The organism is Plantibacter sp. 2H11-2 (assembly GCF_050031945.1).
GTDB classification, from domain to species: Bacteria; Actinomycetota; Actinomycetes; order Actinomycetales; family Microbacteriaceae; genus Plantibacter; species Plantibacter auratus.
In genome coordinates, this window is record NZ_JBNBBL010000002.1 from 663,187 (window position 1) to 682,341 (window position 19,155).

The window sequence follows — 19,155 nt, forward strand, 5'->3', positions numbered from 1 at the left end:
TCAGGCGTTGGAGGATCCTCGGCGGGCGTCCCCGCGACGCACGGATTGCACGCCCGATCGGCGGAGGCGCCCGGTGACGAGACCGGCCAGCTCCATGGCGAGGATGTAGCTCACGACGCGGACCGCGAGCAGCACGATGACGAGCACCGGCGAGATGAGGTCGGGCGAGATCACCGCGAAGGACAGCGCCCAGATCGCGACGCCGCCGGCCGCGGCCGCAAGCCAGGTCGTCACGCGGGCGGGGTGACGGCGGCGGGCGAGCACCAGGTCGATCGCGGCTGCCGGAACGACGAGCGCGACGATGATCGCCGGGCCGAGGGCCGTGACGGGCAGCGCGAGGAGCCCGGTGACGGCTGCGGTGAGCACCGTCGCACCGGGGACGCCCGTCCAGCGCCTGGCGAGCATCGGCATCACCATCGTGACGGCGGCGATCGCGGCGTAGAGCACGGGGTTGAGCACCGCGGCGGTCGACGTCAGCGGGCTGACGAGGACGAGGATGACGGCACCGACGGCGCCGAAGGCCGCGCAGCGGAGCAGGGTCGTGGTGGTCGCGGTTCTCATGGCCTCAACAGGGTAGTGGTGGTGGAAGGACGACGGGCGGGCCGAGCCCGAAGGCTCGACCCGCCCGATCGGTCAGGTCCGGGTCAGCGTCCGGTGACGAGGCGGCGTCGGATGACGAGCCCGGTACCGAGCAACAGCAGGATCGCCGCCCCGACCACCAGTGGTGCGACGGTCGTTCCGGTCGAGGCGAGCACCGGACCCGGCGTGCTCACGGTCGCCGTGGACGGGTCGGAGGTGAACGACTCGCCGCCCGGCGTCGTGCCGGTCCCGAACGCGGTGTTGCGGATCGAGCCCGCGTTCAGGTCCGCCTGGGTGACCGTGTAGGTCGCGGTGCAGACGACCTGGAGCCCGGGGGCGAGGAGCGCCGTGCCCGTCGGGCAGGTGATCGCGGACAGCGTGCCTGTGCCGGTGAAGTCACCTTCCTGGACCGCGACGTCACGAAGGGTGACGTTGCCGGTGTTCGTCACCTGGAAGGAGTAGGTGATGACCTGTCCCGCAGTCGTGGCCCGCTCGACATCGGCCGTCTTGACCACCGAGAGGCCGGGGACGGGCGGCGACGGGATCGTGACCTCCGATGGCGGCGAGACCGGAGGCACACCGTTCACACTGCTCGGCGGAGTCGCCGTCGCGGTCGCCGAGTTCGTGATCAGCCCCGCGTCGACGTCTGCCTGCACGACCGTGTAGGTGGCCTCGCAGGTGATCGTCGCGCCCGGTGCCAACGAAGCGGCTTCGGCCGGGCAGACGACGTCGGACAGCTCGCCGGCGCCGGAGAACTCCCCTTCCACCACCGTCGGGTTCGTCAGCGTGACGTTCCCGGTGTTGGTGAGGAGGAAGGAGTAGGTGACGACCTGGCCGACCGCGAGGCCGTCCTGGGCCACCGCATCGGCCGACTTCACGATCGTGATGGCGGGTGTCGCCGGGAACGCGACGCTGGTCTCCGACGGCGGCGAGACCGGGGGAGTGCCACCGTTCGGCGGGGTGCCGGTCGCGGTCGCGCTGTTCGTGACCGATCCCGCATCGACGTCGGCCTGGGTCACCGTGTAGGTGGCCTCGCAGGTGACCGTCGCGGCGGGAGCGAGCGAGCCGGCCGCCGGCGGGCAGACGACCTGGGACAGCTCACCGGTGCCGGTGAAGTCGCCCTCGACGACCTGGACGTCGGTGAGGGTGACGTTGCCGGTGTTGGTGACGAGGAACGAGTAGGTGACGTCCTCACCGGCGTTCGCGACCGTGGTCGGCATCGCGGACTTCGCCACCGTGATGGCGGGCGCGGCGGGGAACTCGACCGTGGTCTCCGACGGCGGTGAGACCGGGGGAGTGCCGCCTGCCGGCGGGGTGCCGGTCGCGGTCGCCGAGTTGGTCACCGAGCCGGCGTCGACGTCGGCCTGCGTGACCGTGTAGCTCGCCTCGCAGGTGACGGTCGCCGCCGGGGCGAGCGAGCCGGCTGTGGCCGGGCACACCACGTCGGAGAGTTCGCCGGTGCCGGTGAACTCTCCCTCGATGATCGAGACGTCGGTCAGAGTGACGTTGCCGGTGTTGGTGACGAGGAACGAGTAGGTGACGTCCTCGCCGGCGTTCGCGACCGTCGTCGGCGTCGCCGACTTCGCGACGGTGAGCGCCGGGGCCTGGGCCACGCCCGGGATGGTGACCTCGGACGGCGGTGAGACCGGTGGCTGGCCCTGCGGCGGGGTCCCGGTCGCGGTGGCCGAATTGGAGACGGTCCCGGCATCGATGTCGGCCTGCGTCATCGTGTAGGTGGCCTCGCAGGTGACGGCCGCCGCGGGGGCGAGCGTCGCCGCTCCCGGCGGGCAGACGACGTCGGAGAGGTCACCGGTCCCGGTGAACGCGCCCTCGTCGACCTGGACGTCGGTGAGCGGCACGTTGCCGGTGTTGGTGACGAGGAAGGAGTAGGTGATCTCGTCGCCGACGGCGTACTCCGCAGCAGCGGGTGACGCGGACTTCACGACGGTGATCGCGGGAGCCTGCGGCACGAACTCGACCGTGGCGTCGGCCGGCGGGTTGAGGCCCACGCTCGTGATGTTGTCGGGACCGTTCGTGAACGTCCCGGCGACGGGTGAGGTGACCTCGACGGTGACGGCGCAGGAGGTCATGCCCTGGCTGAGGTTCCCGGTGACGTCGATCGACGAGCCGCCCTCGGGCGCGGTGACCACACCCGACGGGCAGGTGGTCGAGGCGTCGCCGTCGGCGATCGTCAGGCCGGCGGGCAGCGCGTCCGTGAAGGACCAGCCGTTCTTCGCCGCGAGCTCGTCGGTGTTGGTGATCGTGAGGGTCAGCGTGGACGTCTCACCGGCGACGACGCTCGCCGGGCTGAACGACTTGTCCAACTGCGGGGAGACGTCGAGCACCTGGATGTTGTCGAAGGCGTGGTCGTTGCCGGCCGTGCCGCCGCCGGTCAGGTTGCGGGCGACGATGCCGACGGTCGCCCCGGGGAGCAGGACGGCTCCCGGCGAGACGTAGGTGCCGACGCGGACGTTCTCCGCCCCGGCCGCACCGGTCGCCGGTGCGGTGACGGAGCGGGAACCGGCTGCGGTACAGCCGTTGACGGCCCCGACGGAGTGGGCGCCGCCCTGGTCGTCGGTGAGGAAGAACTCGAGGACGGGCTGCTGCGACGCGTTGCAGGACACCGCGGCGAGGTCCACCGAGGTCGTGAGGAACCGGCCGGCGCTCGTGAGCGCGATCGGATCGACGGTCGCGAACTCGACCGCGTTCGGCGGGTTCATGGTGAGGTTCTGCTGCGACGTCCAGGCGCTCACGGAGTGGTTGGCCGTGTCGCCGGCGCCGAGGGCCCAGGCGAGCTGCCGCGTGCGTCCTTCACCGGACGCCGATTCCGCGAAACACTGCGGCTCCGCTGACGAGGCGAAGCTCGTCACGTTGCCGTTGCACTGGGCGTGGTCGCGCCAGGAGGCGTCCGCGGTGTAGCGCGTGCCGTCGGCGCCGACGTAGTCCTCGATGTACGTCGGCGACGTCGCTCCGTTCTCGAAGTCCTCGGCGTAGACGATCGATCCCGACTGCGGCGTTCCCGGCGTCCCGGGCAGCGCCTGCGCGCTCGAGCCGACCCCGACGAGCGAGAGCGCCGACAGGACGGTCACCCCGATGATCCCCATGGTCGCGCGACCGGCGGACGGTGCCCCCCACCGGTTCCGCCACCGTGCGCGGTGACCCCTTCGACCCGTGTGCTGCTGCATGTGTGTTGCCTCCCCGTGAAGCGGCGGTGCGCCCGCCGAAAACCTGGCCCCAGCTGTGGGGCCGAGGATCAGTAGAGCGGCAACCCCGACGCGGTCCGGGCGGATCGGCCAAAGACCACCCCGCATCCTGCCCCGGGTGTTCCCCGACAGGTGACGGTCACTTAGGGTTGACCCGTGCACATCGGTCGGAATAGGTACTTTCCCTCCCTCGGGGCGGGGTTCCTCCACCCCACGGACGTCGCCCCGGTCACCCGTCTCCTCACCACGGCCATCCAGGAGGAGGACTGGGACACGGTCGTCTCGGTGATCGAGTACGAGTGGGGGATCCTCATGGCGCTCGACCTCGCGACGCTCGACCGCGCGCTGCAGGCGCTCCCGGCGCGCGTGCTCTCGAACCACCCCATCGTCTTCGCCGTCCGGGAGATCCGGCTCAACATCCGCGGAGAGACCGACGCACTCGACCAGTCGGTGGGGCAGTTCCAGCTCCCGACCCATCCCGACGACATCCGTGACCGCGCCCGCTCCGAGCTCGCGCGCATCAGCCTGAGCGCATCGACGGCGTTCATGATCGCCTACCGCGTGCACGGCCGGCACCAGCGCGCGTTGCACTACGCGCGGATCACCGAGGAGCTCGCTCGCCGGGCCCGCGTGCACCGCCCGACCGAGTTCGCGCCCCGCGTCCCCACCGCCCTGCTGCAGGTGGGGATCACGAAACTGCTCGTGGGAGACCTCCATGAGGCGAGCCTCGTCCTCCGCGAGGCGTACGAGCTCCGGCACGAGTCCTGGGACGGCCGGAACGGCGGGGACGCCTCAGGCAAGCTCGCCCTGCTCTACGCCGTGCGCGGCGAGATCGTCGAGGCGGACCGCTGGCTCGAGCGCCACGACGACGGGGGCGGCGCGCACGGGTGGATGGTGCCGCTGGTCCAACTGTCGGGTGCCATCGCCCGGGCCTTGATCGCCATCGCCCGCGTCGACCGGGCAGCGGCTGAGGCGGCGCTCGCGACGCTGGAGCTCCAGGTCAACCGCGAGCGGTCCTGGGCCCCGTTCATCACCTACGCGCAAGCGCAGCACGCACTCCTCTGGGGCGATCGACGGGCGGCGCTGCAGCTCATCGAACGCACCCGCGTGTTCGCCGGTCGCAGCCTGCGTCACGCCGGGTCGGAGCGACTGCTCGATGCCGTGGAAGCGTCACTCCTCCTCGCCCTCGACCGGCCGACGGAGGCCAGCGTCCTCCTCGACGGCCGTGACCGCAATGCCCACACCGCGGCGGTCGCCTCGCGGCTCGCGCTCCTGAGCGACCGCAAACCCCTCGCCCGGGAACTCGCCACCGCCGGGCTCGCAGAGGAGCACATCGACGCCGGTGCGCAGACGGAGCTGCTCATCACCTCGGCGCTCGCCGACGACTCGGACGAGGACGGTCGGCGGCATCTCCTGCAGGCGATCGCGACGACGGCGCGGACCGGGATGCTCACACCGTTCGTGGTCGCGCCGCGCAGGCCGCTTCGACACCTCCTCGGCACGATGTCGCCCAGCGAGACCCATGCGCGGATCGAGCGGACGCTCGCCTCGAGTCCCGAGCCGACGCCGGAGACCGTGCAGCTCGTGGAGCTCACCGCCACCGAGCGTCGGATCCTCCAGCTCTCCGCGGAGGGCCGGACCCGGCAGGACATCGCGCAGGCGCTGTACGTGTCCGCGAACACGGTGAAGTTCCACTTCCGGAACGTCTACCGGAAGCTCGGTGTCGACTCCCGCGAGGACGCGCTGGCCACCGCACGGCGGTTGGGACTGCTCCCGACCGAGCGGTGACGCGCGGCGCATCCGTGCCGCGTGTCACCGCGTCTCCGGGTCAGCGGGACGCCGACACCTCGACGGCCGTGGGGAGGGCCAGGGACCAGGCCTCGGCTCGCACGGTCGCGTCGTGCCGCACGGCGTATCGCTCGCCGTCGGCCGGATACGCCCGGAACGTCCGAGCGGGGTGCCCGGTGTGGTGGATCTCGACGATGGACGCGTCGATGAGGATCCGGACCTCGTCACCCTCGGCCAGCTCGCCCCGCCAGATCACCTGCATCTCCGAGCCCTCCAGCTCGAGGGAGGCCGTGCCTGCGCCCGTGAGTCGCACCTCCGCCTGATCAGGGAGTTCCGCCGCGTCGACGACCTCGGCCCGGAGTCCCGTCAGTTCCCGCGCCGGGATCAGCTCGACCTCGTCACCGTGGACCACGAGTTCGCGCGGGAACGTCAGCATGCCCGACCAGCCCTGCTCGTCGGTGTCCGCCTGTGTCCGGCCGCGCACGCCCTCGGGGGCGATCTCCTGCGCCCAGCCCCAGAGCAGCACCCGCTCCGACTGTCCGTCCGAGCCGTCGGACTGCACGGCCTGCGGCGCGTAGAAGCTCGACCCCTCGTCGATGATGCCGGTCCGGCGGGCGCTGAACACGGGTCGCCCGGTGGCCTCGTCGAGCTCCATCGAGCCGAGGGCCCAGGCCACCCCGCGGTGCGGCTGGCCGTCGAGCCACAGTGACACCAGCAGCACCCAGTCGTCGCCGACCCGCACGAGCTGCGGGCACTCCCACCCTTCGCACGGAGCGAGCTCGGAGACGACCGGCGCATCGGCCGTCAGCAGGTACCCCTCCTCGGTCCAGGCGTCGAGGTCGTCGACGCCGTAGAGGAGTAGCGCGCCACCGACGTCGGCGCGGCCGGCGCCCTGGATCGCCCAGCGGCGCCCACCCAGCTCGAAGAGGAACGGGTCGCGCACCATCGTCACGCGCTCATCGGCGGGGAGCCCGGCAGCGACGATGCGTTCGCCGGTCCAGTCCTGCGCATCCGCCGAGCCGTGGACGACGACGACCTCCGAGAACCCGTGCCGGTCACGCGCGCCCGAGTAGACGACGGACGGCCGGCCCTGGTCGACGACCCCGACGCCGCTCCAACAGCCGAAGCCGTCGGTGGTGCCCGGGCGGGGTGCCAGGGCCACCGGGTGCTCCTCCCAGGCGAGCAGGTCCGGCGAGCTCACGTGACCCCAGTGGATTTCCTCGTGCCGGGCCGACCCCGGGTTGTATTGGAAGAAGACGTGCCAGCGACCGTCGACGAACATGATGCCGTTCGGATCGTTCAACCACCCGGCCTCGGGTCGCGGGTGCAGCAGCGGGAAGCCGCGGTCGAGGACGTGCGTTGCGTGGAGGCCGGTCATGGCTTCCTTTCGGTTCGAGATCAGTCGGATCGAGGGGAGGGCGGTGGTGCTGGTCACTTGCTGACGCCGGCGGTGAGCCCTTCGCGCAGCGGCTTCTGGCCGAAGACGAAGACCAGCGCAGCCGGGATCATGGACAGGACGACACCGGCGAGGACGGTTGCGACCGACCCGGTGCCGAGGTTGCCCTGCAGGGTCACGAGCCCGAGCGGGAGGGTGAAGTTCTGCTCGCTGATCGTGAGGATCAATGGCCGGAAGAACTCGTTCCAGTGGTAGTTGAAGGCGAGGATGCCGACGATGGCGAGGCCCGGGGCGGCGAGCGGCAGGTAGATGCGGAAGAAGATCTTCCACGGACCCGCCCCGTCGATCTGCGCCGCCTCGGCGAGCTCCGGTGGCAACCCCATGAAGTACTGCCGCATGAGGAACGTGCCGAACGCCGTCGGGATCATCGGGATGATGAGCGCGAGGAGCGTGTCCGAGAGTCCCATGCCGCGGATGAGCATGAACACGGGGACGATCGTCACCTGCATCGGCACCATCATCGTGGCGAGGATGAGGCCGAACAGGATGCGCTTGCCGCCGAAGTCGAAGCGCGCGAACACGTAGCCGGCCATCGCCGCGCTGAGCATCTGCCCGGCCGCGATGAGGAGCGTCACGAGCGCGCTGTTCCACGTGTAGAGCAGGATCGGGATCTTCTGGAAGACATCGATGAAGGCGCCCGGGCCGAACTCGGTCTGCCCGGTGGCGACGTTCGCGGGGGTGAGCGCGGTGATGAGCGTCCACACGACGGGCGCGAGCGTGAGGAACGCGGCGATGACGAGGACGAGGAACTTCCCGGCCGAGGCGAGTCGGCGGCGTGATGAGTCGGGGGTGACTGCTGCGATGGAGATCTGGGACCTCATCCGTAGAAGACGAAACGCTTGCTCAGCCGGAACTGTGCGGCGGTGACGAGCATGATCAGGAGCGTCAGCACGATGCCGATCGCTGCGGCGAGACCGAAGTCGAGCTGCTGGAACGCGGACTCGTAGATCACCATCACCGCGGTACGGGTGTCGTCTCCCGGCCCACCTCGCGTGAGGACGTACGGCTGGTCGAAGATCTGCAGGGCGCTGATGATGGCCATGACGGACGCGACGAGCATGGTCGGGCTCACGAGGGGCAGGGTGACGTTCCGGAACTGGCTCCAGCCGTACGCGCCGTCGAGCGACGACGCCTCGTAGACCTCGCGTGGGATCGCGGCGAGTCCGCCGATGAACAGCAGGAAGGTGAAGCCGAAGTTCTGCCACACGTAGACGAGGAGGACGACGATCTTCGCCCCGAACCCGGTCGTCAGCCAGCCGATGTTCCCGACGCCGAAGAGCCCGAGGAACTCGTTGACGAGGCCGAACTCCTGGTTGAACAGGTACGACATCACAAGCGACACGGATGCGGCCGACAGCACCAACGGGAAGAACAGCGCGGAGCGGAAGAAGGTACGCAGCCATTCCGGCATCCGCGACTGCACGAGGATCGCGAGGAGGAGCGCGACGGCGAGCTGGAGCGTCACCGCCACGACCACGAAGCCGACCGTGTTCAGGAAGGACACGCGCACCGTGGGGTTGGCGGCGAGGTCGACGAAGTTGCCGACGCCGACGAACTCGGGTGCCGAGATGATGTCCCACCGGAAGAAGGCGAGGACGAACGACCCGATGATCGGCACCAAGCTGAAGAGTCCGAGGCCGATGAGCGTCGGGGCGAGGAACACCCAGACGAGCAGCCGGCTGCCGCGAGGGGCACGCTTGCGCCGTCCGGTCTTGGCCTCGGGCGGGACGACCAGTGCCCGGGTCGCCGTCGGTGACTGCAGTGCCATCATCGTCCCTTCAGCGCGAGCTCAAGGTCCCGCTGCATGGTCTCGAGGCCTCGGCGGACGCCGTTCGGGCCGTTCGTGATCGTGCCGACCACGTTCTTGATGAGGGCCGACTCGACGGCGGCCTGTTGGGGCGGTGCGGGCATCGGGCCGGTCGTCGGGAACCGGTCGAGGGTGTCGTAGAAGACCTCCCAGTGCTTCGGTCCGATGTCACCGCCGTACAGCTCGGCGTTGAGTGAGCGCCGGGGCAGCGACGAGTCGGGCTGGCTGTGCGCGATCGACATGCCCTCGACGGAGATGCAGTACTTCATCCACTCCCACGCCTCGTCCTTGCGTTCGGAGGTCTGCATCATCGCGTACCCGCCGGCTCCGAACTGGTGGCGCTGTCCGCGCATCTTCGGGAAGTAGGTGACGTCGTACTCGTCGTCGCCGAGGCCGGCGTCGTTGAGTCCCTTGACCCAGAACCCGCCGGCCGGCGTCATGCCGACCGAGCCGCGGGAGAAGAGCGAGACGAGCTCGTTGCCGCCGCCCTGGGCGGGGTTCGCGGCGATGCCCTCGGAGACCATGCGCTGCAGGACCTCGAAGCTCTCGACGGTGCGGTCGCTCAGCGCGTCGGCGTTCTCCCACAGGTACCCACCACCACGAGGGGTCTCGTCCGGGTAGAACTTCGACCACATCCAGTCGCCGCCGGGTGCCTTCTCCTCGGTGAGGAAGCTCGTGTCGTTGATGTACAACCAGGGCACGACACCGCCCCAGAGCCGGTTGTTCCAGAAGTAGGGGAGGAACGATCCGGGGGCGCTGGCCTGCATGGTGCGGCCGACGGCGAAGAAGTCGTCGACCGACCAGTCGTCGCGCGGACGCTCGAGGCCGGCCCGCTCGAACGCGGAGGTGTTGTAGTACATGTTCGCCGCGTTGAAGTTGTCCGGCAGCTGGAACAGGTTGCCCTTGTACATGAACGACTCGATGAGCGAGGGGTTCACGTCGTCGAAGTACTCCTGCAGCTCGGCGGCGTCGCGCTGCACGTACTCGTCGATCGGGTGGGCGAGGCGCTCGGCGAACAGCTGGGTGCCCTCCGTGGCGACCGACACGATGTCCGGCGGGGTGCCGGCCGCGACCATCGTGAGGATCTTGGCGAAGAAGTTGCCCCAGTCCTGGCCCTGGATCGCGATGATCCGGACGGGGATGTCGGGGTGCAGCTTCTGGAAGCCGTCCACGAGCGACTGCCGGGCGGCGGCGTCCTGGGCGGTGCCGAAGAGGGCGACGGTGAGGGCGTCGTCACCTCGGCCGGGGATGTCTCCACCGGTGAGGCGCGGCCAGGAGATGGCCGTGCCCGCCAGACCGAGACCGAGCAGGGCGAGTGCCGCCCTGCGACTCAGATCAACCACGTTGTTGCTCCTGCGAAATCGGGGCCGACCGTTCGCAGGGCGCGGACGATGAGCCGTGAATGGAGGTGCTGAACGGATTCAGCAAACGAAACATAACACAGCTCCGCGCGATATGCTGAACTGATTCAGCAAACCGCACGAGGGAGTGTCATGTCCACGCAACGCCGCCGCACGACCCTCGCGGACGTCGCGGAGCGCGCGGGCATGTCCAAGGCCGCGGTGAGCATGATCATGAACAACCGCCCCGGTTCCCGGCTGTCCGCGGACGCCGTGGAGCGGGTTCGCGCCGCCGCAGCGGAGCTCGACTACCGCCCGAACCCCGCGGCCCAGGTGCTGCGCCGCGGGAAGACCAGGACGATCGGGTTCATCTCCGACGAGGTCACGCTCACCCGGCACGCCTCAGGGCTCATCGGCGGTGCGCTCGAGGTGTCGAAGGCCCACGACCACACGATGCTCATCGCGGAGACCGAGGGGATCGAGGGCGGTCTCGCCCGCGCCTTCGAGACGATGATCGACCACCGGGTCGACGGCATCCTCATCGGCCTCCTCGGCGCCCGCCTCATCGACCTCCCCGCCACCTCGACCGGTGTCCCCGTCGTCGTGCTCAACGGAGCGTCCTCCTCGGGACATGCGAACGTCCTGCCCGACGAACGAGCTGCCGGGTACGCGGTCGCGAAGCGGCTCGTCGACGCGGGTCACCGACGGATCGGCGTGGTCGGCGACCTGCCCCAGGACGTCATCAACGATCCGCGACAGACGGCGACGGTGGCACTCCGCTTCGCGGGCATCGCCGCAGCGTTCGCGGAGGCCGGGATCGAACCTGCTCGGGTCGACATCGTCGAGTGGCAGCCGGAACCCGGCTACGAAGCCACGGCCACGCTCCTCGAGCGCCACCCGGACGTCACGGCGATCCTCGCCGCGAACGACGGCGTCGCCTTCGGTGCCTACCAGGTGCTGCTCGAACAGGGTCGTCGGATTCCGCAGGACGTCTCCGTCGTCTCCTTCGACGACGAGATCCTCGCCGGCTACCTGCGCCCGGGCCTCACCACCGCGCGGCTGCCCTACCAGGAGATCGGCGCGCTCGGAGCCTCGATGCTCCTCGGTCAGCACGCCCTCGGGCACGAGCTGGTCACGATGCCGATCATCGAGCGCGACTCGCTCATCGCCGCGGTGTCGACCGACGCCGGTTGACGCCACCCGACCCTCGCACCCAGCAGAGAGAGATGCCATGCACGCAGCCCCCACGACCGACGCCCTCATCGCCGGCGAGACCCTCATCGACATCGTCCGGCGGCTCGACGGGACGCAGGCGGAGAGCCCCGGCGGCAGCCCGGCGAACGTCGGGATCACCCTCGGTAGGCTGGGCCGTGCCCCGGCCCTGGTGACCCATGTGGGTGACGACGAGCGCGGCGCGGCGATCCGCTCCTGGCTCGACACGTCCGCGGTGACCCTCGTGTCGGCTCCGACCGGTCGGACGTCCACAGCTCAGGCGACCCTCGACGCCGAGGGGGCGGCCACCTACGAGTTCGACCTCTCGCTCGATCTGGAGGCCTCGGGTGCGCCGGACGCCGCCGTCGTCCACACCGGCTCGATCGCCTCGGTCCTCGAGCCGAGTGCCGACCGCCTGCGCGAGCTGGTCGAGACGCGTCGTCCCTCGGCGCTCATCACCTACGACCCGAACATCAGGCCATCGCTCATCGACGACGCGGCCCGCGTCCGCCAGGCGGCCCTCGACTGCATCGCGCGCGCCCACGTCGTGAAGGCGAGTGACGAGGACGTCGCGTTCCTGCTGCCCGGTGTGGCACCGGTCGACGCCGCTCGAGAATGGGTCGCGGCCGGGCCGGGACTCGTGGTCGTGACGATGGGTGGTGACGGGGCGGTCGCGGTCAGAGACGGTTCCGTGCTCGAGATCGAGACGCCGCGGGTGCAGGTGGCCGACACCGTCGGTGCCGGCGACACGTTCATGGGTGCGCTGATCGACGGACTGCTGACCGCCGGTATCGCTGGGCCCGGGGCCGAGGAGCGACTTCGCGAGGTGTCCGACGAGGTGCTGCAGCAGCTGCTCGACCGCGCCGCGCGGGCCGCGAGCATCACGGTGTCGCGGCCGGGAGCGAACCCGCCCACCTCGGCGGAACTCGACGCCTGAGGCGCACGACGTCTGCGCGTCAGGACGACTCGGACGGCGGGAGTTCCGTCCCGGCAAACCGCTCCGACGACACCACCTGCTGGGCTGCCCGACGGAGGGCGAGGATCAGCGGTTCGGTGAGCACGGTGCCGAGCACGATGTACTGCACCGCGAGCTCGGGTGAGTCCGCCGGGATGCCGTCGATCTCGGCTTCGGCGATGCTGCGCGCTGCGTCGACATAGCGGTCGAGGACTGCGGGTGGCACGGTGAAGCCGGCTCGTTCCAGGGTGTCCAGGGCTCCGGCCAGGCCGGCGAGGAGTCCGGGATCGCACTGCGCCTCGATCCCGCCGAGTCGTTCGTAGAGCTCCAGTGCGCGGGTCGTGTCGACCGGACCACTCGGGCGCGGGGTGACAGCGGTGTGGGCGACGCCGAGGAGGTCGTACGGACCCGCCGGCGGCGAGTCCAGCGCGGCGACGACGTTCCGGGTCTCCGCGATGCTCACGCCGGCAGTGAGCAGCGCGCGGATCACGCGGAGCCGGGACACGTGGGCGTCGCCGTAGCTCGCCTGGGTCGCCGAGGTGCGCTCGCCTTCCGGGAGGAGTTGCTCGCGCAGGTAGTACTTGATGGTGGCCACCGGCACCTCGGACACTGCCGCGAGTTCCGAGATCCTCATGCTGTCCTCCTCGTCTGGATAGTGCTACTATCCAACTTGGATAGCGTCACTATCGAACAGGAGCAGTCTATGTCACGCGTCGTCGTCGGCCGAATCACCCATCGTCACGAAGGGGAGCTCGTCGTGTTCCACATCGGGATGACCATCAACCAGTGGTGGCGGGTGGACAAATGGCTCCCGATCTTCGGTGACATGCCGCGCATGCTGCAGGAGCTCATGTCCGACCCGGAGTCCGGGCTCCTCGGTTCGCACATCCTGCTCGGTTCCAGCGGCCCGTACCTCGTCCAGTACTGGTCGTCGATCGACAAGCTCTACGCCTACGCGTCGGCACCGGCCTCCGCCCATCGGCCCGCCTGGTCGCGGTTCAACAAGCGCGCCCGGTCTGCTCCGAAGGCCGTCGGCGTCTGGCACGAGACGTTCCTCGTCGACCGCGCCGAGAGCATCTACGTGTCGACGCCGTCCATGGGGCTCCCAGCGGCGACCGAGGCGGTGCCGGTCGGGTCGCGGCAGCAGCACGCGCGACAGCGGTTCGCCGACGGCCGGACCGCCGGTCAGCGATAGCGCGGCGGAACCGCGAGGGGAGCGGAGACGAGGGCGGCACCCTGTGGGACCTCGCCGTCGCCGCGCCGGATCGGACCGCGCAGGGCGAGGGTGATCCGCAGGCCGTCTGCGGGATCGTGCGCGGTCTCCGGCTGCTCGAAGTTCAGCGTCGGCGGGTCCTCCGAGGTGCTGTAGCTCAGCAGGATCATCGAGCTCGACCCCGAGGCCCGCAGCCGCGGCCTCGAGAGGCGCACGGAGGATTCGCGGACGGTCAGGACCTCGTCGCGGTGCAGGATGCGCCCGGGGCCGTTCAGCTCGTTCCCACCCGCGCGGACCGCGACCTGCGGGCCTGCGAAGCCGACGATCGCGTGATTCATGTCGTCGGGGGCGGCGATGAGCCCGGCGGCGTCACGGAGCTCGACGACCTGCAGTCGCCAGCGGATGCGGCGGTCGACGTCGGTGCTCGTCCAGACGTCTCGCAGGCTGCCCCGGCCGCGGTCGAGTGGTTGCCGCACGAGGTCGGCGAACCGGACGAGCCGGGGCGGGCCCGGGTCGGCCGGTGGTCGTGACGCGACGTCGACGAGGACGAGATGAGCGGGGGTGGCAGCCGGTTCGGGTCCAGCTGCTCCGCGCATCTCGTCCTCGTCGGGTCGGGTCGGGCAGGTCGTTCAGGCCGGTGGATCAGGCCTTGGTGTCGACCAGGACGTATCCCTCTTCACCGTGGACCACGGTGTCGATGCCGGCGATCTCGTCCTCGTTCTTCACGCGGAAGCCGATCGTCTTCTCGATCGCGAAGCCGATGATGAAGGCGAGCACGAAGGAGTAGATGAGGACGGCGAACGCGGCGATCGCCTGGACGAGCAGCTGCGAAGCGTCACCACCCATGAAGAGGCCGGTGCCGTTGGCGAAGAAGCCGAGGTACAGGGTGCCGATGAGGCCACCGACGAGGTGGATGCCCACGACGTCGAGCGAGTCGTCGAAGCCGAGCTTGAACTTCAGCTCGATGGCGAGGGCGCACACGACACCGGCGACGAGGCCGAGGACGATCGCCCAGATCGGGTGCAACGAACCGCACGCCGGGGTGATCGCGACGAGACCGGCGACGGCACCCGACGCGGCACCGACGGAGGTCGGCTTGCCGTCCTTGATCTTCTCGACGACGAGCCAGGCGAGCAGGGCTGCTGCCGGGGCCGCGATGGTGTTGACGAACACGAGTGCCGCGGTGCCGTCGGCCGCCAGTTCCGAACCGGCGTTGAAGCCGAACCAGCCGAACCAGAGCAGACCGGCGCCGAGGAGGACGAACGGCGGGTTGTGGGGGACGTGGACGCCCTTCTTGAATCCGACGCGGCGGCCGAGGACGAGCGCGAGGGCGAGGGCTGCAGCACCGGCGTTGATGTGGACCGCGGTGCCACCGGCGAAGTCGATGACGCCGACGCCGAAGACGTCCTGCAGGCCGTGCGTGATCCAACCGCCGTAGGCGAAGCTGCCGTCGTCGGCGAGGCCGAAGTTGAACACCCAGCTCGCGACGGGGAAGTAGACGACGGTCGCCCAGATGCCGGCGAAGATCATCCAGGAGCCGAACTTCGCGCGGTCGGCGATGGCGCCGGAGACGAGGGCGACGGTGATGATCGCGAAGGTGGCCTGGAAGGCGACGAAGGCGAGTGGCGGGTAGGCCGCTCCCTCAGGCGTCTCGAGGGCGGCGGTCAGGCCGATGTTCCCGGTGTCGATCGCCCAGGGGGCGACGGTGCCTTCGGAGCCGGGGAACGCGATCGCGTACCCGTAGAGCACCCAGAGGACGCCGATGAGGCCGAGTGCGCCGAAGCTCATCATCATCATGCTGATGACGCTCTTCGCCTTGACCAGGCCGCCGTAGAAGAATGCGAGCCCTGGTGTCATGAGCAGCACGAGTGCCGCTGATATCAGGATGAACGCTGTGTTTCCTTGATCCATTCGAGGTGCCTCTCCGCAGGGACGCGGCTGGAGCGCGTCGGGTGCGCCCAGCGTGACACCGGCGTGTTTCCGATGGCCTGTGCGCGTGTTTCCGGCACGTTGCGGAATCGGCCGCTGCGTAAACAGCACATGACGGATCGCTCGACGTACAGTGGGGGACGAACAGAAGGGAGCCCCGATGTCGACATCGGGCACACCCGAGGACGGCCCGCAGGTCGTCCGCAACGACGAGCGTCACGAGTACGAGATCCTCGTGGGGGAGCGCGTCGCAGGGATCGCCGGGTACCGGGAGGAACCGGGTCGCATCCTCTTCACCCACACCGAGATCGATCCGGACTTCGGTGGGCAGGGGCTCGGCAGCGTCCTCGCCGCCGCGGCGCTCGACGATGCGGTCGAGCGAGGACTGACGATCGTGCCGTACTGCCCCTTCATCCAGGCCTACCTCCGCAAGCACCCGGACTTCAGCGGCGAGGTGTCCTGGCCCGAGTGACGGCTCGTCATCCGGTGCGTGGCAGCCGGAGGAGGACGAGCTCGCAGCGGTAGTCCTGCGAACTCGCCATGTCCCCGCGGAACCACAGGAGCGAGACGGTCGAGGGATCGCCGGGCGCGACGATCGGCCGCAGATTGTCGATGTCCGAGCGTTCCGTGACCGGCGTCCAGGCCCAGGTCGCCCCGTCGTCGTCGGTGCGACCGTGGAAGATCTCGTGGTGGGCGAGCGGTTCGTCGTTCCGTGGATCGATCGGCGTCGAGACGTAGAGCGAGTCGAGGTCGTCCGGGTCGATCGCCACGAGTCCGGTGTAGTCCTGCTCGTGCGGGAGGAGGCCGGGGCCGGCGAGGGCGAGCGGATGTATCTGCCAGGAGCCGCCGGGCGTCAGGCGGGCGAACAGGAACCGGTGGTCCAGGACGGGCCGGAGTCGTTCGGCCGCCTCGTCCGGGTGCGCTGGTCCGTCGTCGGCGCGGGCGGAGACGACGGCGGCCACGGTGCCGTCGGGGGCTCGTCGCACGTCGACGGTCCAGCAGTGGGAGAGCAGGTCGCCGGCCCAGCTACCGCCGTCGGGCATTCGTGATCCGGCGGCGACGAGGGTGGTGAGCTCGACCTGCGATGGTGCGTCGCCACGCAACGGATGCGGGTCGACGACGGCACCGTCGGTTCGGTGGAGCCCGCCGGTGTCGAGGAAGCCGTGGTAGATGCTGTTGTCGTAGTCGCGCGGGTGGTGGTCGGTGGTGATGAGGTCGATCCGCCCGGGGGAGGAGACGTAGCGCGTGTAGCCGTTGACGTAGCCGACCTTCGGCCGGGTGAACAGCTTGCCGGCGTAGTTCCAGGTGTCGCCGTCGTCGTCCGACACCAGCGCGCACTGGTCGTCGTTGACGGCGCGGGCGAAGCAGTACAGGCGGCCGTCGAGTTCGTGGAGGTTCGAGTAGGTCACGCCGAGTCCGCCCGTGTAGGCGCTCCAGTCGAACGTGTGCTCGGGCCCCCAGTGGCGTGGGTCGTGTGGTTCGCTGATGCGCCAGCGGGTGAGGTCGTCGGTCTTGTGACGGGTGTACATCGCGAGCCAGCGCCCGTCGCGCCGCCGCCAGAGGGCCGGGACGTCGTGGTCGTCGGACTCGAGGCGTTCGTGCAGGACGACGACGTCGGCGGTGCCGGTGCTGAGGTCGACGACGGTGACCTCGACGTTGCCGCCGCGCTGCTCGCCGTCGACGCCGCCCGTTGACGCGATCGACCCCACGACGAGGAGGTTCGACCGTGGATCGACGATCGCGCGCTCGTCCTGGAACCAGCACCAGGCGGCGTTGTCGTTGACGACGATCGGCGTGGTGGAGGTGTCGTTTCGGCGCAGCATCGCGACCTTCCGGGTGGGGTTCCGGACGAGGTTACCGGTGCGAGCGCCCGCTCGGCAAGCGCTTTCCCAGACGTGAAGCGGTTCGGAGCGCGCTCTGGCCGGCAGAGGTACCGGGAGCACCCCGGGTGGACCTCTTCCGCTCACTGAGGTGTCACGACCCAGCTGCCCTTCGACAGGCTCAGGGACCGAATCGCTCCCGGCGAACCTCTTCCGGTCACTGAGCTTGTCGAAGTGCCCACGAGGACTCCTCGTCGTTGCGGGCGCACCTTTCCCGGTCACTGAGCTTGTCGAAGTGCGCACGAGGAACCCTTCGACAGGCTCAGGGACCGAAACGGTTCGGGCACACCTTTCTCGGTCACTGAGCTTGTCGAAGTGCCCACGAGGAACCCTTCGACACTTCGACAAGCTCAGCGCGGCGCAGCCCAGGGACCGGAAGGGGTCAGAACGGTGCTGGATCCGGTTCCGTGCGGTGGTGTTTGCCGTCGGGTGTCGTCCAGTCGAGGACCCCGCCGGGTCCGTGGTCGAGGTTCCATCCAGGGAGGTGCTTCATCCGGTGGTGATGTCGGCAGAGACAGGCGAGGTTCCCGACATCCGTCGTTCCGCCGTCTTCCCATGCGACCGAGTGGTCGAGGTCGCAGGCCCGGGCTCGCCTGCCGCAGCCTGGTGCGCGACAGGTGCCGTCCCGCAAGCGGACCGCGCGTTGCAGGTCGGCCGGGACCCGGTATTGATTCCGCCCGACGGAGAGGACGGCGCCGGTTTCCGGCTGGACGAGGATCCTGGTGAAGCTTGGTGCGTTCACCGCGATGCGAGCCGCGGTCTCGGGGTCGATCGGGCCGTACCCGTCGAGCATCGCCGGGGCATCGCTCACGCCCGCCATGCTGAGCGCCGGCACCGTGATCTGCACCGTCGGCTTGATGTGCTCCTGCACCTCGATCGGATGCGGAAGCACCGGGCTCGACATCACGTCCTCGGGCGTGACGCCGGTGAGGGCGAGGGCTGCCAGGGCGTCCGCTTGCAGCTGCGCGCACGTGCGGGTGTCGCCTGTAGCGCGCGACTCCGCCGCGGCTGCTTCGACCCGCTCGACGAGCCCCTGGGCGATCTGCGCCGTGGTGAACAGGTGCACCCACGCCATGCCGTCAGCCGCAGGTTCGAACTCGACGCGGCGGTCTGCCTCGGAGCGGACAGCGCGGGTGGTGATGGATTCCGGGTGGAGGCGCTCGCGCAGGACGCGGGCGCGGCTCTTGAGTCCTGCGGCCGTCATGCGCTCCGCCTCTGGAAGGACCTGGTCGAGGAACGCTGCCCGGCCTGCGGTCGGGACGTCGCCGAGTTGGTCGGTGATCACCTGCGCATGCCAGGCCGAGATCCGGCCGGCCTCGAGCGACGCCAGCACCGCCGGTGCCTCGTTCACGAGACGCTCGGCGTCGTTCGTCGCACGCTGGACGGTCCGCTCGGGCGTCCGGGTCGCCATCGCGAGGGCCGCGCAGGTGGATCGTCGGGAGAGGGCCTGACGCTCGGCCGGCGGGAAGATGGCCGGGACCGTGGCGTCCGCGAAGGCGTCCGCGTAGGCGGCGGAGCGGGCGAGGAGGCGCGCCTTGCGTGCGTCCAAGACGGCCTGTTGCCGGTGGAGCTCCGCCCACTCGTCCGAGAACTCCGCCAGCTGCGCGGCGTACTCGTCGCCGACGCGGATCGCGGTGAGGGTGGTCTCGGTCATGGAACAACTCCATCATGGACCACTGACATTCCAGATGCCGAGTCAGGCTGGTTGGGGAAGTTCCTCATGTGCCCTTCGACAAGCTCAGGGACCGGAGGGGGTTGCTCGGGGACCGGGAGAGGGTCACCGGAGCAGGAGG

At 69.9% G+C, this 19,155-nt stretch carries 16 protein-coding genes; 5 read left to right on the forward strand and 11 right to left on the reverse strand.

Annotated elements, in window-relative coordinates; translation table 11 throughout:
• Both ACQG07_RS07410 and ACQG07_RS07415 read right to left on the reverse strand, forming a co-directional pair.
• Positions 1 to 561 (reverse strand): hypothetical protein, encoded by a 561-nt coding sequence (locus ACQG07_RS07410; protein ID WP_274500581.1) that lies wholly within the window; start codon positions 559 to 561, stop codon positions 1 to 3.
• A gap of 83 nt (positions 562 to 644) precedes the next feature.
• Positions 645 to 3,764: a DUF7507 domain-containing protein gene (locus ACQG07_RS07415; protein ID WP_426737909.1), complete on the reverse strand. Its 3,120-nt coding sequence runs from the start codon at positions 3,762 to 3,764 to the stop codon at positions 645 to 647.
• Positions 3,765 to 3,938: 174 nt separating this feature from the next.
• Here ACQG07_RS07415 and ACQG07_RS07420 point away from each other — a divergent pair, with 174 nt between their 5' ends.
• The gene (locus ACQG07_RS07420) at positions 3,939 to 5,570 is read left to right on the forward strand and encodes a LuxR C-terminal-related transcriptional regulator (RefSeq protein ID WP_426737910.1); all 1,632 of its coding nucleotides are present in this window, start codon (positions 3,939 to 3,941) and stop codon (positions 5,568 to 5,570) included.
• A 40-nt stretch (positions 5,571 to 5,610) separates the two neighbouring features.
• Here the strand turns inward: ACQG07_RS07420 and ACQG07_RS07425 are convergent, their stop codons facing one another.
• From ACQG07_RS07425 to ACQG07_RS07440, 4 genes are read right to left on the reverse strand one after another with little or no spacing between them, the layout of a single operon-like run.
• On the reverse strand, positions 5,611 to 6,948 hold the full coding sequence (locus tag ACQG07_RS07425) for a glycoside hydrolase family 32 protein (RefSeq protein ID WP_274500584.1): 1,338 nt from the start codon (positions 6,946 to 6,948) through the stop codon (positions 5,611 to 5,613).
• Between the two features lie 53 nt (positions 6,949 to 7,001).
• Entirely contained in the window at positions 7,002 to 7,847 is an 846-nt protein-coding gene (locus ACQG07_RS07430) for a carbohydrate ABC transporter permease (RefSeq protein WP_426737911.1), read from the reverse strand.
• Positions 7,844 to 8,794 carry a carbohydrate ABC transporter permease gene (locus ACQG07_RS07435; protein ID WP_426737912.1) on the reverse strand — a complete coding sequence of 317 codons (951 nt, stop codon included), beginning with the start codon at positions 8,792 to 8,794 and terminating at the stop codon, positions 7,844 to 7,846. The genes ACQG07_RS07430 and ACQG07_RS07435 overlap by 4 nt, the downstream gene beginning before the upstream one ends.
• Positions 8,794 to 10,176: an ABC transporter substrate-binding protein gene (locus ACQG07_RS07440; protein WP_426737913.1), complete on the reverse strand. Its 1,383-nt coding sequence runs from the start codon at positions 10,174 to 10,176 to the stop codon at positions 8,794 to 8,796. The genes ACQG07_RS07435 and ACQG07_RS07440 overlap by 1 nt, the downstream gene beginning before the upstream one ends.
• 150 nt (positions 10,177 to 10,326) lie before the next feature.
• Here ACQG07_RS07440 and ACQG07_RS07445 point away from each other — a divergent pair, with 150 nt between their 5' ends.
• Both ACQG07_RS07445 and ACQG07_RS07450 read left to right on the forward strand, forming a co-directional pair.
• On the forward strand, positions 10,327 to 11,367 hold the full coding sequence (locus ACQG07_RS07445; protein WP_426737914.1) for a LacI family DNA-binding transcriptional regulator: 1,041 nt from the start codon (positions 10,327 to 10,329) through the stop codon (positions 11,365 to 11,367).
• A gap of 37 nt (positions 11,368 to 11,404) precedes the next feature.
• Positions 11,405 to 12,322: a carbohydrate kinase family protein gene (locus ACQG07_RS07450; protein ID WP_426737915.1), complete on the forward strand. Its 918-nt coding sequence runs from the start codon at positions 11,405 to 11,407 to the stop codon at positions 12,320 to 12,322.
• Between the two features lie 19 nt (positions 12,323 to 12,341).
• Here ACQG07_RS07450 and ACQG07_RS07455 read toward each other — a convergent pair whose 3' ends face one another.
• Entirely contained in the window at positions 12,342 to 12,974 is a 633-nt protein-coding gene (locus tag ACQG07_RS07455; protein WP_159879573.1) for a MerR family transcriptional regulator, read from the reverse strand.
• Between the two features lie 69 nt (positions 12,975 to 13,043).
• On the opposite strand from ACQG07_RS07455, the gene ACQG07_RS07460 reads away from it, so the two are divergent.
• Positions 13,044 to 13,535, forward strand: a complete 492-nt coding sequence (locus ACQG07_RS07460) for a DUF4188 domain-containing protein (RefSeq protein WP_079706937.1) — start codon at positions 13,044 to 13,046, stop codon at positions 13,533 to 13,535.
• Here the strand turns inward: ACQG07_RS07460 and ACQG07_RS07465 are convergent.
• Positions 13,526 to 14,149 carry a hypothetical protein gene (locus ACQG07_RS07465; RefSeq protein ID WP_274500590.1) on the reverse strand — a complete coding sequence of 208 codons (624 nt, stop codon included), beginning with the start codon at positions 14,147 to 14,149 and terminating at the stop codon, positions 13,526 to 13,528. The genes ACQG07_RS07460 and ACQG07_RS07465 overlap by 10 nt on opposite strands.
• Positions 14,150 to 14,195: 46 nt before the next feature.
• On the reverse strand, positions 14,196 to 15,464 hold the full coding sequence (locus tag ACQG07_RS07470; RefSeq protein ID WP_079706939.1) for an ammonium transporter: 1,269 nt from the start codon (positions 15,462 to 15,464) through the stop codon (positions 14,196 to 14,198).
• 178 nt (positions 15,465 to 15,642) lie between these two features.
• On the opposite strand from ACQG07_RS07470, the gene ACQG07_RS07475 reads away from it, so the two are divergent.
• Positions 15,643 to 15,954: a GNAT family N-acetyltransferase gene (locus ACQG07_RS07475; RefSeq protein ID WP_426737916.1), complete on the forward strand. Its 312-nt coding sequence runs from the start codon at positions 15,643 to 15,645 to the stop codon at positions 15,952 to 15,954.
• Between the two features lie 7 nt (positions 15,955 to 15,961).
• Here the strand turns inward: ACQG07_RS07475 and ACQG07_RS07480 are convergent, their stop codons facing one another.
• Entirely contained in the window at positions 15,962 to 17,305 is a 1,344-nt protein-coding gene (locus tag ACQG07_RS07480; protein ID WP_426737917.1) for a BNR-4 repeat-containing protein, read from the reverse strand.
• 439 nt (positions 17,306 to 17,744) lie between these two features.
• Positions 17,745 to 19,016: a DUF222 domain-containing protein gene (locus ACQG07_RS07485; protein WP_426737918.1), complete on the reverse strand. Its 1,272-nt coding sequence runs from the start codon at positions 19,014 to 19,016 to the stop codon at positions 17,745 to 17,747.
• Positions 19,017 to 19,155: the final 139 nt, after the last annotated feature.

Coding starts and splice junctions, on each gene's coding strand:
- ACQG07_RS07470 (WP_079706939.1), bottom strand. CDS start 15,464: ATGGATCAAGGAAACACAGCGTTCATCCTGATATCAGCGGCACTCGTG.
- ACQG07_RS07480 (WP_426737917.1), bottom strand. CDS start 17,305: ATGCTGCGCCGAAACGACACCTCCACCACGCCGATCGTCGTCAACGAC.
- ACQG07_RS07475 (WP_426737916.1), top strand. CDS start 15,643: ATGTCGACATCGGGCACACCCGAGGACGGCCCGCAGGTCGTCCGCAAC.
- ACQG07_RS07425 (WP_274500584.1), bottom strand. CDS start 6,948: ATGACCGGCCTCCACGCAACGCACGTCCTCGACCGCGGCTTCCCGCTG.
- ACQG07_RS07455 (WP_159879573.1), bottom strand. CDS start 12,974: ATGAGGATCTCGGAACTCGCGGCAGTGTCCGAGGTGCCGGTGGCCACC.
- ACQG07_RS07485 (WP_426737918.1), bottom strand. CDS start 19,016: ATGACCGAGACCACCCTCACCGCGATCCGCGTCGGCGACGAGTACGCC.
- ACQG07_RS07415 (WP_426737909.1), bottom strand. CDS start 3,764: ATGCAGCAGCACACGGGTCGAAGGGGTCACCGCGCACGGTGGCGGAAC.
- ACQG07_RS07410 (WP_274500581.1), bottom strand. CDS start 561: ATGAGAACCGCGACCACCACGACCCTGCTCCGCTGCGCGGCCTTCGGC.
- ACQG07_RS07465 (WP_274500590.1), bottom strand. CDS start 14,149: ATGCGCGGAGCAGCTGGACCCGAACCGGCTGCCACCCCCGCTCATCTC.
- ACQG07_RS07450 (WP_426737915.1), top strand. CDS start 11,405: ATGCACGCAGCCCCCACGACCGACGCCCTCATCGCCGGCGAGACCCTC.
- ACQG07_RS07445 (WP_426737914.1), top strand. CDS start 10,327: ATGTCCACGCAACGCCGCCGCACGACCCTCGCGGACGTCGCGGAGCGC.
- ACQG07_RS07460 (WP_079706937.1), top strand. CDS start 13,044: ATGTCACGCGTCGTCGTCGGCCGAATCACCCATCGTCACGAAGGGGAG.
- ACQG07_RS07435 (WP_426737912.1), bottom strand. CDS start 8,794: ATGGCACTGCAGTCACCGACGGCGACCCGGGCACTGGTCGTCCCGCCC.
- ACQG07_RS07430 (WP_426737911.1), bottom strand. CDS start 7,847: ATGAGGTCCCAGATCTCCATCGCAGCAGTCACCCCCGACTCATCACGC.